We start from the raw sequence: 16,573 nt of genomic DNA on the forward strand, positions 1-16,573 counted from the left end.
GCGTCCCGTCCGCCCGGCGGCCGGCCCTCGCCTGCGCCCGTCCGGCCTGTGCGCGGCGGGCACCGGGTGTCGGTGGCGACGCCTAGGCTGGTGCCGTCATGACATCGCTGTTCGAGAGCCTCTCCCTGCCCGTGCCCGGTGGCGCCGTCCCGTCGCGCCGGACGGCCGGTGAGCCGTCCGGTCTGCCCGCCGTCGTGCCCCCGCGCGGCGAGGACGACGCCGCCCAGGAGCGCGACGCCCGGCGCCAGGAGCGCGCGGACGCCCTGCTCGTCGGGCTCAACCCGCAGCAGAAGGAGGCCGTCGTCCACAGCGGCGGCCCGCTGCTCATCGTCGCCGGCGCCGGCTCGGGCAAGACGCGCGTGCTGACGCACCGGATCGCGCACCTGCTGGCCACGCGCCGGTCGCGCCCGGGCGAGATCCTCGCGATCACGTTCACCAACAAGGCCGCGGCGGAGATGCGCGAGCGCGTCGAGCACCTGGTCGGGCCGTCGGCCCGGAACATGTGGGTGTCGACGTTCCACTCCGCGTGCGTGCGGATCCTGCGGCGCGAGGCCGCGACGCTCGGGCTGCGGTCCAGCTTCTCGATCTACGACGCGGCCGACTCGCAGCGCCTGCTCACGCTCGTCGCGCGCGAGCTCGACCTCGACCCGAAGAAGTACCCGGCGAAGGCGCTCTCGGCGAAGATCTCCGCGCTCAAGGACGAGCTCGTCGACCCCGAGACGTTCGCGGCGACCAACGGCGGGGGAGCGGCGAACGACTTCGACACCGCGCTCGCGCAGGTCTACACGCGCTACCAGGCGCGGCTGCGGCAGGCGCAGGCGCTCGACTTCGACGACCTCATCATGTCGACCGTCCACCTGCTGCAGGGCTTCCCGGCGGTCGCCGAGCACTACCGGCGGCGGTTCCGGCACGTGCTCGTCGACGAGTACCAGGACACCAACCACGCGCAGTACATGCTCGTGCGCGAGCTCGTCGGCCACAGCGGCTCGGCGGCGGGCGCGGACGGCGAGGAGGTGCCGCGCGGCGAGCTCACGGTCGTCGGCGACGCCGACCAGTCGATCTACGCGTTCCGCGGCGCGTCGATCCGCAACATCCTCGAGTTCGAGGCCGACTACCCCGACGCGCGCACGATCCTGCTCGAGCAGAACTACCGCTCGACGCAGACGATCCTCTCCGCCGCGAACGCCGTCATCAGCCGCAACCCCGGTCGCAAGCCCAAGCGGCTGTGGACCGACTCGGGCCAGGGCGCGCAGATCGTCGCGTACGTCGCGGACACCGAGCACGAGGAGGCGCGCTTCGTCGCGCAGGAGATCGACCGCCTCGGCGACTCCGACGGCGTGCGGCCCGGCGACGTCGCGATCTTCTACCGCGCGAACGCGCAGTCCCGCGCGCTCGAGGAGGTGCTGATCCGCGTCGGCCTGCCGTACAAGGTCGTCGGCGGCACGCGCTTCTACGAGCGCAAGGAGATCAAGGACGCCGTCGCGTACCTGCGCGCGATCGCGAACCCCGACGACGACGTCAACCTGCGCCGCATCCTCAACGTGCCCAAGCGCGGGCTGGGGGACCGGTCGGAGTCGATGGTCGCGTCGTTCGCCGAGCGCGAGCGCATCTCGTTCGGCGCCGCGCTCGACCGGCTCGACGAGGTGCCCGGGCTCGGGACGCGCGCGATCACCGGGCTGTCGTCGTTCGCCGCGATGATGTCGGACCTGCGCGTGCTCGCGTTCCAGGGCGCCGGTCCCGCCGAGGTGCTCGGGGCCGTGCTCGACCGGTCCGGCTACCTCGCCGAGCTGCGGGCCAGCGAGGACCCGCAGGACGCGTCGCGCGTCGAGAACCTCGCCGAGCTGCACGCCGTCGCGACCGAGTTCGAGCAGAGCGACCCCGACGGCGACCTCGCCGACTTCCTCGAGCGCGTCTCGCTCGTCGCCGACTCGGACCAGATCCCGACTCCCGACGGCGGGGACGGGGACGACGAGGACGCGCCGCGCCAGCCGGACCAGGGCGTCATCACGCTCATGACGCTGCACACCGCCAAGGGGCTCGAGTTCCCCGTCGTGTTCCTCACGGGCATGGAGGACGGGACGTTCCCGCACATGCGCTCGCTGACGGACACCGACCAGCTCGCCGAGGAGCGCCGGCTCGCCTACGTCGGGCTGACCCGCGCGCGTGAGCGGCTGTACATCTCGCGCGCCGCGGTCCGCACGGCGTGGGGCGTGCCGAACGAGTTCCCGCCCAGCCGGTTCCTCGACGACCTGCCCGAGGAGCTCGTCGACTGGCGGCGGCGCGAGTCGTCGACGTCGTCGCTGCGCGGCGGCTGGGGCTCGGGCTTCGGGTCCGGTGGTTACGGCTCAGGGCGCGCCGGGTCGGGCGGCTACCGGTCCGGCGGACGGACCGAGCGGGCGAAGGAGACGAAGCCCAGCCTGCCGTCGACGGGCGCCAAGTTCGGGTCCGCGACCCCGCGTGGCGACGTCCCGACGCTCACGATCGGTGACCGCGTGACGCACGACGCCTACGGGCTCGGCACGGTCGTCGGGCTCGAGGGCGCCGGACCGAACGCCGTGGCCAAGGTCGACTTCGGCACCGAGGGCACCAAGCGCCTGCTGCTGCGCTACTCGCCGGTCACCAAGCTCTGACACGCCGCCGTCCGGAAGGGCGGCCCGCCGTCCTCACTCGTGGGTGACGTGCCCGATCGCGGCGTCTCGCGGCGCGTGCGCCCGGGCGGACCAGGGGCAGGGACACCAGGGGCAGGGACTGCCCGGGCGGTCGCACGGGCCCGTCGCACGACCAGGACGGCGAACGCCCCGGCCGCGGCGCCGACGTCGCGCGGTGACGGCCGAGCGTCGACGTCCCCGTCGTCGTGCACGTCGGTGCTCCCGGCCGGCGCGTGCTCAGGCCGCCTCGGCCCAGGTGGCCTGCACGGCCCGCTCGACGGTGTCGCGGTCGACCCCCGCCGCGAGGAGCGCGCGGCCCGAGCCTGCGGTGTCGAGGCGTGCGGCCGCGAGCAGGAGGTGGCCGGTGTCGATCCGGCGGTGCTTGAGGCGGACCGCCTCGCGCAGCGAGACCTCGAGCAGCTTCTTGGCGTCGGCGTCGAAGGGCAGGTGACCGCGGCGTCCCCCGGGCGCGGGCGCGTCGAGGGCGCCGGGCCCGAAGGTCGCCTCGACCTGCTCGCGCACGGCGTCGAGGTCGATGCCGAGCCCCGCGAGGGCGTCGGCGTCGAGCGTGTCCGTCGACTGCGCGCGCACGGCCCGCTCGAGCGCGGCGGGCTCGACGTCGAGGCGCGCGAGCGCGCGACGGGCGACGGCGTCCCCGTGCGCGACGGTGCCGAGCAGCACGTGCTCGGAGCCGATGTGGTCCGCACCGAGGCGGCGCGCGACGGTCTGGGCCTGCTCGACGGCGAGACGGGCGTCCTGCGTGAAGCGCTCGAACATCAGGGGTACCTCTTCCCGTACTTCTTGTGGACGGCCTGCCGGGTGACGCCGAGCGCGTCGGCGATGTGCTGCCACGGCCAGCCGATCCGGCGCGCGCGCTCGACGTGGAGCGCCTCGAGCCGGTCGGCGAGGACGCGCAGCGAGCGGACGGCACGCAGACCCTCGGCGGGGTCGTCGCCCGCGGCGGCGGTGAGGAGCTCGCTGGACATGCCGTCAACATACGTTGACGCGGCGATGGGTGTCAACCGATGTTGACGAGCTGACCGCTGGTCGTGCCCCGCCGCACGGGACCGCTCGGCACCCGGGCGCGCTGCCGCACGGGACCCGTGGGCGCGCCGTCAGCGCCGCGACGACGGGCGCCGCGCGCCCGGCCTCAGCCGCGGACGAGGACCGGCCGCGCCGGGTCGGCGTTGTCCACCACGACGGTCGCGCGGTCCGCGGGCGCGACCTCGGCGAGGTAGAGCAGCTGCCCGTCGCGGTACCGCGCGTTCACCGGGTCGTCGGGGTCCGCCGGGCAGCCGTCCCGCGCCGCCATCCGCGCGAACGTCACGTCGAACGGCACCCGCAGGAAGACGGAGACGTCCCACCACCCGGCCAGCTCGGGACGGTGCAGGAAGATGCCGTCGACGACCAGGACCGCGTCGTCCGGCGCGGTGCGCAGGGGAGCGTCGAGGAGCCGGTCGGTGGCCACGTCGCGCACGGCCGTCCGGTACCGGCGGGAGCCGCCCGGTCCGAACGGCGCCAGCAGCTCGCGGTGCAGCGCGTCGTGGTCGTACGAGTCCCGGTAGAACCCCTCCGGCGAACGTCGGCCGCGCGCGTACCGGTCGGCGCGTGCGCGGTGGAAGCCGTCGACCGACGCACGTACGACGGTGCGTCCGTCGGTGCCCAGCGCCACCGCGAGCTCGTCGGCCAGGACGGTCTTGCCCGCGCCGTCGACGCCGTCGACCCCGACCAGCACCGGCCGCCGCAGCGCCACGGGGTCCGGCACCAGCGCGGCCAGCTCGTCGAGCAGGCGGGCGCGGACCTCGGTCGGGGCGGCGTGCGGCGGCATGTCGCGACCGTAGCGGCGCCGCGCGCGTGTCGGAGGTGCGCGGCACGGTGGGGGCATGGACGCACGCGCGACGGACGACGACGAGGTGCGGGAACGGCTCGCGGACGTGCGGCGGGAGGCCGAGCGCCGCCTCGCCGCGCTGGTCGACGAGCACACGGCCGTCGTGGACGCGTCGCGGGACAGCAACGCCGACGACGAGCACGACCCGGAGGGCGCGACGATCGCGTTCGAGCGCGCGCAGGTCGACGCGCTCGCGGCGGCCGCGAGCGAGCGGCTGGCGGAGGTCGACCGCGCGCTGCGGCGGCTCGACGAGGGCACGTACGGCACGTGCGCGTCGTGCGGTCGCCCGATCCCGCCCGAGCGCCTCGCGGCCCGCCCGACGGCGACGACGTGCGTGACCTGCGCGGCCGGCGGACGACGCTGACCGGCGGGCCTCTTACGCCGACCCGGTGACCGGGGACGTCGCGCACGCCACATCTCTCGATGTGAAGATATCTCCGCCCGAAGGCTACGATCGGCGACGGCGCTGCGGCCGGACCGTGGTCGCGCCAGGCCGGTCGGACGAGAGGAACCGGGACCGAAGTGGACCTGTTCGAGTACCAGGCACGTGACATCTTCGAGAAGCACGGGGTGCCCGTGCTCGGCGGCATCGTCGCCACGACCCCGGACGAGGCCCGCGAGGCCGCGGCCCGCCTGCTGCCCGCCGAGGGTGGCGTCGTGGTCGTCAAGGCGCAGGTGAAGACCGGCGGCCGCGGCAAGGCCGGTGGCGTCAAGCTCGCCCGCTCCGCCGACGAGGCCGCCGAGAAGGCCGGCGAGATCCTCGGCATGGACATCAAGGGCCACACCGTCCACCGCGTGATGATCGCGGCCGGCGCGAAGATCGCCCAGGAGTTCTACTTCTCCCTGCTGCTGGACCGCGCCGAGCGTCGCTACCTGGCGATGGCCTCGGTCGAGGGCGGCATGGAGATCGAGCAGCTCGCGGTCGAGCGCCCCGAGGCGCTGGCCAAGGTCGCCGTCGACCCGCGCACGGGCATCGACCAGGCCAAGGCCGACGAGATCGTCGCCGCGGCGGGCTTCGCGCCCGAGCTGGCCGGCAAGGTCGCGGACGTCCTCCAGAAGCTGTGGCTCGTCTACAAGAACGAGGACGCGACGCTCGTCGAGGTGAACCCGCTGGTCCTCACCGAGGACGGCGACGTCGTCGCGCTCGACGGCAAGGTCACGCTCGACGCCAACGCGGACTTCCGCCACGCGGACCACGAGGCGCTCGAGGACAAGGCCGCCGCCGACCCGCTCGAGGCGCGCGCCAAGGAGAAGGACCTCAACTACGTCAAGCTCGACGGCGAGGTCGGCATCATCGGCAACGGCGCAGGGCTCGTCATGAGCACGCTCGACGTCGTCGCCTACGCCGGTGAGGCGCACGGCGGCGTCAAGCCCGCCAACTTCCTCGACATCGGCGGCGGCGCGTCGGCCGAGGTCATGGCTGCCGGCCTCGACATCATCCTCACGGACCCGCAGGTCAAGTCGGTGTTCGTCAACGTCTTCGGCGGCATCACGGCGTGCGACGCGGTCGCCAACGGCATCGTCGCGGCGCTCGAGATCCTCGGCGACGAGGCCTCGAAGCCGCTGGTCGTCCGCCTCGACGGCAACAACGTGCTGGAGGGCCGCCGCATCCTCGCGGACGCCGGCCACCCGCTCGTCACGCTCGCGGACACGATGGACGGCGGGGCCGACGAGGCCGCCCGCCTGGCCCACACCGCCGCCTGAGACCCTCGAGAAGCAGAGAGAAGCAGACAGACATGGCGATCTTCCTCACCGAGGCGTCCAAGGTCATCGTCCAGGGCATGACCGGCTCCGAGGGCACCAAGCACACGACGCGCATGCTCGCGTCCGGCACGAACGTCGTCGGCGGCGTCAACCCGCGCAAGGCCGGGACGACGCAGTCGTTCGGTGACGTCGACGTCCCCGTGTTCGGCTCCGTGGCCGAGGCCATCGAGAAGACCGGCGCAGACGTCTCGGTCATCTTCGTGCCGCCCGCCCACACCAAGGGCGCGGTCGTCGAGGCCGTCGACGCGGGCATCCCGCTCGCCGTCATCATCACCGAGGGCGTCCCGGTGGCCGACACCGCGGAGTTCTTCTCCTACGCGCAGGAGAAGGGCGTCCGGCTCATCGGCCCGAACTGCCCCGGCCTCATCAGCCCCGGGAAGTCCAACGTGGGCATCATCCCGGCCGACATCACGGGCCCCGGCAAGGTCGGCCTCGTGTCGAAGTCCGGCACGCTGACCTACCAGATGATGTACGAGCTGCGGGACTTCGGGTTCTCGACGGCCATCGGCATCGGCGGCGACCCGATCATCGGCACGACGCACATCGACGCGCTCGCCGCGTTCGAGGCGGACCCCGAGACCGAGATCATCGTCATGATCGGCGAGATCGGCGGCGACGCCGAGGAGCGGGCCGCGGCCTACATCCAGGCGAACGTCACCAAGCCGGTCGTCGGCTACGTCGCGGGCTTCACCGCCCCCGAGGGCAAGACGATGGGCCACGCGGGCGCGATCGTCTCCGGCTCGTCGGGTACCGCGCAGGCGAAGAAGGAGGCCCTCGAGGCCGCCGGCGTCAAGGTCGGCAAGACCCCGTCGGAGACCGCGGCGCTCGCGCGCGAGCTGCTCACGCGCTCCTGATCCACCCCACGACACCCCCGCTCCCGACCCCGGGCGCGGGGGTGTCGTGCGTCCCGCGCCCGCCCGGGACGACCGGCGCGCCGGAGTGCGGCGCGCCGCGAGTGGCCGACTCGCCGGGCCGAGGTGCCGGGTGACACGTCCGGCTCCGGCGACGATGTCCGGATGAGCGCCGCAGGACCGCGGACGGGCCGACCGCCCGCCACGACGACCCGACCGGGCCGCCGGACCGTCCCCGGCGGCGCCGACCGGCCCACCTTCTTCACGAGCGCGCTCGACGGCGCCCCGCGCTGGGCGACCGGTGCGCTCGCGTCGCTCCAGGCGGCCGTCCTGTCGCTCGCGGCGCTCACCATCCCGGCGGCCGCGGCGTTCGTCGCGACGTCCGCTGACCCGAGCAACGCGGGCGTCGCGTGGCCGCAGGCCGTCGGCGTCGGGGCCGCGCTCTGGCTGCTGGGGCACGGCGTGCCCGTGGCCGTGGCGAGCACGACCGTCACGCTCGTGCCCCTCGGCGTGAGCCTGCTCGCGCTGTTCACCTGCTACGCCTCGGCGCGACGCTCCGGCGTCGCCACGCGGTCGGCCTACGCGGCCGCGGTCGGCGCGTACGCCGGGGCCGCCGGGCTCGTCGCGCTGCTGGTGGGCGGCGGTGGTGGTGGTGCCGCACGCGCGGTCGTCGGCGGTGCGGTGGTCGGCGGGCTCGGGCTGGGTGCGGGGCTGCTGCGGCGGCCCGAGGCACCCTCGCTGCGCGCGCTGACCCGGCCGGCGTGGTCGCGCGTCGCCTCGTGGGCGCGCGTCGGCGGCACCGGCGGCGTGCTCGCGGTCGCGCTGCTGGTCGCGGTGTCCGCGCTCGTCGTGACGCTGTGGGTCGTCGCGGGTCGGGCGACCGTCGGCGACGTCGTGCGGGGCCTGAACCTCGACGCGGTCGGGGGTGTCGTGCTCGCGTTCGCCGAGCTCGCGTTCCTGCCGAACCTCGTCGTCTGGGCACTCGCGTGGCTGTCAGGTCCCGGGTTCGCCGTGGGCCTCGGCAGCCGGTTCTCGCCGACCGAGGTCGTCCCCACGCCGCTGCCCGCGGTCCCGCTGCTCGGCGGCCTGCCGGCTCCCGACCTCGTCGGGCCGGCCACCGCGGGGGCGCCGGTCGTGCTGGTCGTCGTCGGGCTCGTCGCCGGCTGGTACGTGCACCGGCGCGTCCGCCCGACTGCTGGCTGGCACGCGCTCGCCGCGTGCGCGGTGACGGCGGCGACGGCCGGCGTGCTCGTCGCGACGCTCGTCACGCTCGCGAGCGGCGCCGCCGGGCCCGGTCGCATGGCGTCGGTCGGTGCGCACGGCTGGGCCGTCGGCGGGATGGTGGCCCTCGGTGTGCTGGTCGGCTCCGCGCTCGTCGTGCTCCCGGGCGACCCGTTCGTGCGGGCGGGCGCCCGGCGCCTGCTGCGTGTGCCAGACCGGGACGGTACGCCCGCGGGCGAGGACTGACCTCCGACGTCAGCAGGCCGCCGCCGGCTCCGATGCCTGCGGGCCCTGCCCGGTGTGGGCGGAGGACCGAGCCGTCAGCCGGCGTCGCCGCCCGGCGTGGGCCGCTGCAGCCCGTCCGTGAACGCGTGCTCGCACTGCTTCTGCGCCGTGATGGTCAGCGCACCCGCCATGCAGTCCTCGCGCTCCTGCAGGAGCGGCGAGATCGACAGCGCGGTGAGCACCGCGAGCGACCACACGGCCGACATCGTGACGAGCACCGCGAGCATCGCCGGCAGCCCGCCGCGGGCACGGGCCCGGACCGCGGTGACGAGCGCCCGGACGCCGAGCACGAGGCCCGCGAGGGCGAACAGGGCGGCCGCGACACGCCACGGCATGGGCAGCGTCGCGACGAGCACGGACCCGAGCAGCAGGACGCCGACGGTGCGCGACTGCTCGGCGGCCTTGAGGGTCCCGGCCGGGTCGGGCGGCGCCGCGGCGGCCTCGCGCCGCTCGGCCTCGGTCGGCACCGGGCGCGGGCCCGTCGGCGGCCCGGCGGGGCCCGTCCCGCGGTGGTCGGGGGCGCCCTGCGACGCGTCCCCGGGGCCGGTCGGTCCGCCGGCGGTAGGTGCGGTGCCCGGGCGTGCCGCGTCGGGGCCGCCGTCGTCGGGCGCAGCCGCCCGCGGTCGGTCCTCCGGCGGCGCGTACGGGTTGCTCACCCCCGCATTGTCACCCACCGCGCGCCCGAGCGGCACGGTCGCCCACCGCCGGCGGGACCGCGGCCCTCGGCCGTCACGGGCGGCACGCGGGCAGGACAGGACCGTCGCCGCGCCAGTGACGGCCGGCGTGCAGGCGGGCCTGCGCGACGCCGCGCGGGCGCGGGTAGGGTCGGCGCGTGACGCCGCCCGCCGACCCCACCGCCACCCGTCCCGGCCCGCAGGAGGGCCGTCCGGCCACGCGCGCCGCAGGACGCCTCGTCGTGCTCGTCTCCGGGACGGGGTCGAACCTCGCGGCGCTGCTCGCCGCGCACGACGACCCGGCGTTCGGCGCGCGCGTCGTCGGCGTGGTGTCCGACCGGCCCGGCGTCCGCGCCCTCGACATCGCGCGCGACGCGGGCGTGCCGACGGCCGTCGTGTCGCTCAAGGACTTCCCGGACCGGGCCGCGTGGGACGTCGGCATCGCCGAGGCGATGGCCGTGTTCGCGCCCGACCTCGTCGTCGAGGCCGGCTTCATGAAGATCCTCGGGGCGCCGTCGCTCGAGCGGTTCGGCGGCCGCATCGTCAACACGCACCCCGCGCTGCTGCCGTCGTTCCCGGGGGCGCACGGCGTGCGCGACGCGCTCGCGTACGGGGTCAAGGTCACGGGGTGCAGCGTCATCGTCATCGACGAGGGCGTGGACAGCGGCCCGATCCTCGCGCAGGAGGCCGTGCCGGTGCTGCCCGACGACGACGAGGAGTCGCTGCACGAGCGCATCAAGGTCGTCGAGCGGCGCCTGCTGGTCGACTGCGTGGGCCGCATCGCTCGCGAGGGGCTGCGCGTCGACGGCCGGACGGCGGTCATCGGCGGCTGACGCCGCGCTGTGAGAGGCCGACGCGTGCCCGCCAGAGGCTGACGCGGTGCCCGCCGGAGGGCTGACGCGGTGGCCGCTAGACTCGACCACGGTCGTGACTGGCGCAGGTGGGTGCAACCACCGGGGAGCGGCCGCAGTGCCCCCGCCACGCACCGCCCGCCTGGGTGCCTGGGTCCCTGAACCGACCCACCCGACCGGGAGCTGCCGATGTCCTCCGTGCCCGCCGCCACCACCGCCCCGTCCGACGACGCGACGCGTCGTCCCGTGCGCCGCGCGCTCGTCAGCGTCTACGACAAGACCGGCCTGACCGAGCTGGCCGCCGCGCTGCACGCCGCGGGCGTCGAGATCGTCTCCACCGGGTCGACGGCGGCCACCGTCGCCGCGACGGGCGTGCCCGTGACCCGCGTCGAGGACCTGACGGGCTTCCCCGAGTGCCTCGACGGGCGCGTCAAGACGCTGCACCCGCGCGTGCACGCCGGGATCCTGGCCGACACGCGGCTGCCCGAGCACGTCGCGCAGCTCGAGGAGCTGGGCGTCGCGCCGTTCGAGCTCGTCGTCGTGAACCTGTACCCCTTCACCGCCACGGTCGCGTCGGGTGCGAGCCCCGACGAGTGCGTCGAGCAGATCGACATCGGCGGCCCGTCGATGGTGCGCGCGGCGGCGAAGAACCACCCGAGCGTCGCGGTCGTCGTCGACCCGGCGCGCTACGAGGACGTCGCGGTGGCGGTCGCGGCGGGCGGCTTCACGCTCGCCGAGCGTCGCCGGCTGGCCGCGGACGCGTTCGCGCACACGGCGGCGTACGACGTCGCGGTGGCCGGCTGGTTCGCGACGGACTACGCGCCCGACGAGCCCGGCACCGACGACGCACCCGCGTTCCCCGCCTTCACGGGTGCGACCTGGACCCGGTCCGACGTGCTCCGCTACGGCGAGAACCCGCACCAGGCCGCGGCCCTGTACCTGACGGCCGACGGTGCGGCCGGTCGTGGGCTCGCGGGCGCGCGTCAGCTGCACGGCAAGCAGATGTCGTACAACAACTACGTCGACGCCGACGCCGCGTGGCGCGCCGCGCACGACCACGAGGGGCCGGCCGTCGCGATCATCAAGCACGCGAACCCGTGCGGGATCGCCGTCGGGGCCGACGTCGCGGACGCGCACGCGAAGGCGCACGCGTGCGACCCGGTGTCCGCGTTCGGTGGCGTCATCGCGACGAACCGTCCGCTGACGCTCGCGGCGGCCGAGCAGATCGCGCCCGTGTTCACCGAGGTCGTCGTGGCGCCGGAGTTCGAGCCCGAGGCCGTCGAGGTGCTCACCCGCAAGAAGAACGTGCGCCTCCTCCAGGTGACGCCGCTCGACGCGGCCGCGGTCGCGACCGAGCAGCGGGCCGTCACGGGCGGGCTGCTCGTGCAGCAGGTCGACCGCGTCGACGCGACGGGCGACGACCCGACCACCTGGACGCTCGCCGCGGGCGAGGCCGCCGACGAGGCGACGCTCGCCGACCTCGTGTTCGCGTGGCGCGCGGTCCGCGCCGTGAAGTCGAACGCGATCCTGCTCGCCGACGGCGGGGCGTCGGTCGGGGTCGGGATGGGCCAGGTCAACCGCGTCGACTCGTGCCGCCTCGCGGTCGAGCGGGCCAACACGGGCGACGTCGAGCGCGCGCGCGGCGCCGTCGCGGCGTCCGACGCGTTCTTCCCGTTCGCCGACGGGCTCCAGGTGCTGCTCGACGCCGGGGTCCGTGCGGTCGTGCAGCCCGGCGGGTCGGTCCGTGACGAGGAGGTCGTCGCGGCCGCGCAGGCGGCGGGCGTCACGCTCTACCTCACGGGCACGCGCCACTTCGCGCACTGACGCACCCCGCGCGGCGCCGACCCTCCGGACGAGGGCGGCGCCGCGCGGCGCGTCGGGCGAGGCGGGAGTGCCGGTGCTCGACGCAGCCGCCGAGGGTCGAGAGGCGGTGTGCCCGACGCGGCTGCCGACGAGAGACATGCGCTGCGCCGCCCGACCCGCCGCACGGGCCGCGTCGGACGTCCCCTCAGACGAGCGCGGCCTCGCGCAGCCCTCGACCGGCGTCGCGCGCGGTCGCGCGGTCGAGCACGGGCAGCGACGCCGCGCCGAACAGGCGCCGAGCGGCGCCCACGTCGCGGGGGCGGTCGACCGTGAGCACCGCGCGGCACGTCCCGGTGCCGGGGCGGAACCACAGCGCGCTCCAGCCCGCGCCGTCGGCCGGGTCGCCGCGCAGCTCGACGTCGTCGCCCGCGTCGGGCAGCCCGAACAGCGCGAGCTCGTGACCGAGCTGCGTCGAGAAGACGTACGGCGCCGGGTCGTCGACGGGCCCGTCCGCCCCGAGCAGGTCGGCGGCGAGGACCGCGGGCGTGCGCAGCGCACCGTCCCAGTGGCCGCCGGGCACCCACCCGTGCCGCCCGGACCGGCGCAGCGTGACGTCCCCGACCGCGCGGACGTGCCGCGGCGCACCGACGACGGCGAGCGTCTCGTCGACCCGTAGCGCACCGTCGGCCTCGCGGGGGAGCGCGTCGCCGAGCCAGCCCGTCGCCGGGCGTGCGCCCACCGCCGCGAGGACCGCGTCGGCGACGAGCTCCGTGCCGTCGGCGAGCCGCACCCGGTCGGGGCGCACCTCGACGACCTGCGCGCCCGTGAGCAGCCGCACGCCCGCCGCCGCGTACCAGGGGGCGGTCAGCGCGCCGACGTGCGCGCCCAGCGCGGCGGACAGCGGCGTGGCCGCGGCCTCGACGACGGTCACGTCGCCGCCCGCGGCGGCCACCACGCCCGCGACCTCGGCGCCGATCCAGCCCGCGCCGACCACGACCAGACGTCGCCCCGCGCCGACCGCGGCGCGCAGCACCTGCGCGTCGGCCCAGGTGTGGAGCGTGAGGGCGGCCTGCCAGCCGGCGGGCACGGCCGCGTGCGCGCCGGTCGCGACGACGAGCGCGTCGGCCTCGACCTCGCCGTCGTCCGTCGCGACGGCCGGCCGGTCGCCGGTCACCCGCAGCGCGCGGGCGGGCCGGGCGAGGTGCACCTCGTCGGCGAGCGCCGTCAGGTCCGCCCCGACCTCGTCGGTGAGCCACGTGGGTGCCGTGCGGTCGAGCAGGTGCTTGGACAGCGGGGGCCGGTCGTAGGGCGCGACCCCCTCGCGACCCAGGACGACGACGCGCCCGTCGTACCCGCGCTCGCGCAGCGCGGCGACGGTCTGCGTGGCGGCGAGCCCTGCGCCGACGACCAGCACGTCGCGCGGGGGGACCGCCGGTCCGCCGCTGCCCCCGGCCGCCGTCCGCGCGGTGCTGCGGGGCTCGGGCGCGGCGGGGGTCCAGGACGTCACCCGCGCAACGGTAGTCTCCCGTCGGGAGGCTGATCGATGGTGCAGGAGCGGGTCGGACCGCAGTGGCCGCGGATGACGCACGAGTCGTCGTCGGCCGAGCCCGACGTGCCCCCGGCGACCGGCCCGATCCCCGTCGAGGAAGCCCCGCTCGACCCGCGCGCGATCGCTCGCGCGTCGCTCGACGCCGCACGCAACGCGTCGCTGTGGTGGACGAGCGCCGGCGTGCTGCTGTCCGTGCTCGTCGCGTTCGTCGTCGGTGCCCGCGCCGGGGCGTACACGCTCGCGGGAGTCATGGCGCTGTGCGGCGTCGTGCGCGCGGCGTGGCCGTCGCCCGGGCCGGTCGCGATCTCGGTCCGCTCCAAGCCGATCGACCTGGTGCTGCTGTTCGGCGCCGCGCTCTCGCTGGGCGTCCTCGCCCACTCGCTGCCGCCGGGCGCCTGAGCCCGGACGTGCGACGGGCCCGGCCCCCGTGGGGAGCCGGGCCCGTCGCGGGTGGTCAGGCCTTGCGGTCCTCGACGACGAGCACGTCGTCGGTCGTGACGTAGACGTCGTCCTCCTCGAACAGGTTGTCCTCGACCGGCTCCGACGCGAACGCCCGGTAGAGGAGCGCGGCGATCGCGGCACCGAGGAGCGGCGCGACCCAGAACAGCCAGACCTGCTCCAGCGCCCACGACTCGGAGAAGATCGCGGTCGCGAGCGAACGGGCCGGGTTGAGCGAGCCGTTCGTCACGGGGATCGCGACGAGCAGCAGCGCGGCCAGCGCGAGGCCGATCGCGGCCGGGGCCGCGCCCGAGGTGGAGCGGCGGTCGGTCGCGCCGAGGATGATGCCCACGAACACGGCGGTCACGACGAGCTCGATGAGCCCCGCGCCGATCCACGAGAAGCCCTCGCCGGCCTGCGCGGCGATGGGCGAGTGGGCGGCGAACCCGTTCGACGTGGCCGAGAAGAAGCCGCGCTCCTGGTCGGCGAGGGCGGGCAGCGTCGTGACGACGACGAACAGCACAGCGGTCGCCGCGACCGCGCCGACGAGCTGCGCGAGCCAGTAGGGGAGCAGGTCGCGCCACGACGTCCGGCCCGCGAGCACGGCGCCGAACGTCACGGCCGGGTTGAAGTGGCCGCCGGACACGTGGCCGACCGCGGCGATGCCCGCGAAGACCGCGATGCCGAACGCGAGGGCGACCGCGAGCGGGCCGGCCTGGGTCACGGCGGCGTACAGCGCGGTGCCGACGCCGGCGAGGACGAGCACGAACGTGCCGAACGCCTCGGCGCCGATCCGCGCGAGCAGCCCGGGGCCGGTGGTGACGACCGTGCCGGCGGGCACGACGTACGCGTCGACCTCCTCGTCAGCGTCGCTCGCCGGGACCGGCGGCACGGCGGGCGTGCCGTGGGTGTCGCCGGGCTTCGCGAACCCCGTCGCGGCGGCGGCCGGTGCCTCCGGGGCGGGTGCGGCGGCGGTCGCGTCGGCCTGCGGGGCGGCGGCGGTCGCGTCCGTGGGGGCGGGGCCGGCGGCGGCCTTCTCGTCGGGCGTGCCGGCGGTCTGGTCAGGCGTGTCGTGGGACATGTCGGTCCTGTCGTGAGTACGTGTCCGCGGGCGCGTGCGCGGGCCGGGCCGGCCAACCCGCTGCGCCGTTGCTGATGGGGGCCAGCATGCCAGCCCTGCCTGAGCAGGGGCGCGGTATCGCGGGGCCGTCCGGTCACCGAGATGTCTTGATGTCGAGTAATCTTGACCGCGGAAACCGCCGGCCGCTGCGTGCCCCCGCGTGCGCGCGGCCCCGGCCCCCGGGCCCGCCAGGGCCCTCCCCACGGCACAGGAGACCCCCGCATGGCGAAGATCAAGGTCGTCGGCCCGGTCGTCGAGCTCGACGGCGACGAGATGACGCGCATCATCTGGCAGTTCATCAAGGACCGCCTGATCCACCCGTACCTCGACATCGACCTGCGCTACTACGACCTGTCGATCCAGAACCGCGACGCCACCGACGACCAGGTGACGATCGACGCGGCGCACGCCATCAAGGAGCACGGCGTCGGCGTCAAGTGCGCGACGATCACGCCCGACGAGGCGCGCGTCGAGGAGTTCGGCCTCAAGAAGATGTGGGTCTCGCCCAACGGCACGATCCGCAACATCCTCGGCGGCGTCGTCTTCCGCGAGCCGATCATCATCAGCAACATCCCGCGCCTGGTCCCGGGCTGGAACAAGCCGATCATCATCGGCCGTCACGCCCACGGCGACCAGTACAAGGCGACGAACTTCAAGGTCGCCGGTGCCGGCACCCTGACGCTGACGTTCACGCCCGCCGACGGCTCGGAGCCGATCCAGCAGCAGGTCGTGACGTACCCGGCCGAGGGCGGCGTCGCGATGGGCATGTACAACTTCAACGAGTCGATCCGTGACTTCGCGCGCGCGTCGTTCGCGTACGGCCTGCAGCGCGGCTACCCGGTCTACCTGTCGACCAAGAACACGATCCTCAAGGCCTACGACGGCCAGTTCAAGGACATCTTCCAGGAGGTGTTCGACGCCGAGTTCAAGGCGGACTTCGACGCCGCCGGGCTGACCTACGAGCACCGCCTCATCGACGACATGGTCGCCGCGGCCATGAAGTGGGAGGGCGGCTACGTCTGGGCGTGCAAGAACTACGACGGCGACGTGCAGTCCGACACGGTCGCGCAGGGCTTCGGCTCGCTCGGCCTCATGACGTCGGTCCTCATGACGCCGGACGGCAAGACCGTCGAGGCGGAGGCCGCGCACGGCACCGTCACGCGCCACTACCGCCAGTACCAGGCGGGCAAGCCCACGTCGACCAACCCCATCGCGTCGATCTTCGCGTGGACCGGTGGCCTCAAGCACCGCGGCAAGCTGGACGCGACGCCCGAGGTCACGCAGTTCGCGGAGACGCTCGAGGACGTCGTCATCAAGACCGTCGAGAGCGGCAAGATGACGAAGGACCTCGCGCTGCTCATCGGCCCGGACCAGGCCTGGCTGACGACCGAGGAGTTCCTCGCCGCGCTCGACGAGAACCTGTCCGCGCGCCTGGGCTGACCCCGGCACGCACGACGACGAAGGGCGGCATCCCGTGGGGT

15 protein-coding genes and 1 riboswitch are annotated in these 16,573 nt (G+C 75.3%); of the genes, 9 read left to right on the top strand and 6 right to left on the bottom strand.

Translation table 11 applies throughout. From position 1 onward, the window contains the following. Window positions 1-98: 98 nt before the first annotated feature. Window positions 99-2,630 carry a DNA helicase PcrA gene (gene pcrA, locus KOV94_RS19230; protein WP_124341527.1) on the top strand — a complete coding sequence of 844 codons (2,532 nt, stop codon included), beginning with the start codon at window positions 99-101 and terminating at the stop codon, window positions 2,628-2,630. Between the two features lie 255 nt (window positions 2,631-2,885). Here pcrA and KOV94_RS19235 read toward each other — a convergent pair whose 3' ends face one another. The 3 genes from KOV94_RS19235 to KOV94_RS19245 all read right to left on the bottom strand — a co-directional run bounded on the left by KOV94_RS19235 (window position 2,886) and on the right by KOV94_RS19245 (window position 4,476). Then, window positions 2,886-3,425, bottom strand: a complete 540-nt coding sequence (locus KOV94_RS19235; RefSeq protein ID WP_124341526.1) for a Clp protease N-terminal domain-containing protein — start codon at window positions 3,423-3,425, stop codon at window positions 2,886-2,888. After that, the gene (locus tag KOV94_RS19240; protein ID WP_124341525.1) at window positions 3,425-3,634 is read right to left on the bottom strand and encodes an RNA polymerase subunit sigma-70; all 210 of its coding nucleotides are present in this window, start codon (window positions 3,632-3,634) and stop codon (window positions 3,425-3,427) included. The genes KOV94_RS19235 and KOV94_RS19240 overlap by 1 nt, the downstream gene beginning before the upstream one ends. A gap of 164 nt (window positions 3,635-3,798) precedes the next feature. After that, window positions 3,799-4,476: a nucleoside/nucleotide kinase family protein gene (locus tag KOV94_RS19245; protein ID WP_218052912.1), complete on the bottom strand. Its 678-nt coding sequence runs from the start codon at window positions 4,474-4,476 to the stop codon at window positions 3,799-3,801. A 55-nt stretch (window positions 4,477-4,531) separates the two neighbouring features. Here KOV94_RS19245 and KOV94_RS19250 point away from each other — a divergent pair, with 55 nt between their 5' ends. The 4 genes from KOV94_RS19250 to KOV94_RS19265 all read left to right on the top strand — a co-directional run bounded on the left by KOV94_RS19250 (window position 4,532) and on the right by KOV94_RS19265 (window position 8,618). Beyond that, complete coding sequence (locus KOV94_RS19250; protein WP_124341523.1) at window positions 4,532-4,900, top strand: TraR/DksA family transcriptional regulator; 369 nt, start codon at window positions 4,532-4,534, stop codon at window positions 4,898-4,900. A gap of 158 nt (window positions 4,901-5,058) precedes the next feature. Then, window positions 5,059-6,240 (top strand): ADP-forming succinate--CoA ligase subunit beta, encoded by a 1,182-nt coding sequence (gene sucC, locus KOV94_RS19255; RefSeq protein ID WP_218052913.1) that lies wholly within the window; start codon window positions 5,059-5,061, stop codon window positions 6,238-6,240. Between the two features lie 32 nt (window positions 6,241-6,272). After that, complete coding sequence (gene sucD, locus KOV94_RS19260; RefSeq protein WP_124341521.1) at window positions 6,273-7,154, top strand: succinate--CoA ligase subunit alpha; 882 nt, start codon at window positions 6,273-6,275, stop codon at window positions 7,152-7,154. 162 nt (window positions 7,155-7,316) lie between these two features. Next, on the top strand, window positions 7,317-8,618 hold the full coding sequence (locus KOV94_RS19265) for a cell division protein PerM (protein ID WP_218052914.1): 1,302 nt from the start codon (window positions 7,317-7,319) through the stop codon (window positions 8,616-8,618). 74 nt (window positions 8,619-8,692) lie between these two features. On the opposite strand, the gene KOV94_RS19270 is transcribed toward KOV94_RS19265, so the two are convergent. Next, window positions 8,693-9,313 (bottom strand): hypothetical protein, encoded by a 621-nt coding sequence (locus KOV94_RS19270; RefSeq protein ID WP_218052915.1) that lies wholly within the window; start codon window positions 9,311-9,313, stop codon window positions 8,693-8,695. Between the two features lie 176 nt (window positions 9,314-9,489). Between KOV94_RS19270 and purN the strand changes: the two genes are divergently transcribed. Further along, window positions 9,490-10,164 (top strand): phosphoribosylglycinamide formyltransferase, encoded by a 675-nt coding sequence (purN, locus tag KOV94_RS19275; RefSeq protein ID WP_124343885.1) that lies wholly within the window; start codon window positions 9,490-9,492, stop codon window positions 10,162-10,164. 84 nt (window positions 10,165-10,248) lie between these two features. Further along, window positions 10,249-10,337, top strand: a riboswitch (ZMP/ZTP riboswitch). Between the two features lie 34 nt (window positions 10,338-10,371). Then, window positions 10,372-12,006 (top strand): bifunctional phosphoribosylaminoimidazolecarboxamide formyltransferase/IMP cyclohydrolase, encoded by a 1,635-nt coding sequence (gene purH, locus KOV94_RS19280; RefSeq protein WP_124343884.1) that lies wholly within the window; start codon window positions 10,372-10,374, stop codon window positions 12,004-12,006. Between the two features lie 184 nt (window positions 12,007-12,190). On the opposite strand, the gene KOV94_RS19285 is transcribed toward purH, so the two are convergent. Further along, entirely contained in the window at window positions 12,191-13,492 is a 1,302-nt protein-coding gene (locus KOV94_RS19285; RefSeq protein WP_308160669.1) for an NAD(P)/FAD-dependent oxidoreductase, read from the bottom strand. Window positions 13,493-13,528: 36 nt separating this feature from the next. Here KOV94_RS19285 and KOV94_RS19290 point away from each other — a divergent pair, with 36 nt between their 5' ends. Beyond that, window positions 13,529-13,933: a DUF3017 domain-containing protein gene (locus KOV94_RS19290; protein ID WP_162352654.1), complete on the top strand. Its 405-nt coding sequence runs from the start codon at window positions 13,529-13,531 to the stop codon at window positions 13,931-13,933. A gap of 55 nt (window positions 13,934-13,988) precedes the next feature. Here KOV94_RS19290 and KOV94_RS19295 read toward each other — a convergent pair whose 3' ends face one another. After that, window positions 13,989-15,053 (bottom strand): aquaporin, encoded by a 1,065-nt coding sequence (locus KOV94_RS19295; protein ID WP_218052916.1) that lies wholly within the window; start codon window positions 15,051-15,053, stop codon window positions 13,989-13,991. Window positions 15,054-15,314: 261 nt separating this feature from the next. Here KOV94_RS19295 and KOV94_RS19300 point away from each other — a divergent pair, with 261 nt between their 5' ends. Next, complete coding sequence (locus KOV94_RS19300; RefSeq protein ID WP_168678199.1) at window positions 15,315-16,532, top strand: NADP-dependent isocitrate dehydrogenase; 1,218 nt, start codon at window positions 15,315-15,317, stop codon at window positions 16,530-16,532. Window positions 16,533-16,573: the final 41 nt, after the last annotated feature.

The organism is Cellulomonas algicola (assembly GCF_019024305.1).
Taxonomy (GTDB): domain Bacteria; phylum Actinomycetota; class Actinomycetes; order Actinomycetales; family Cellulomonadaceae; genus Cellulomonas; species Cellulomonas algicola.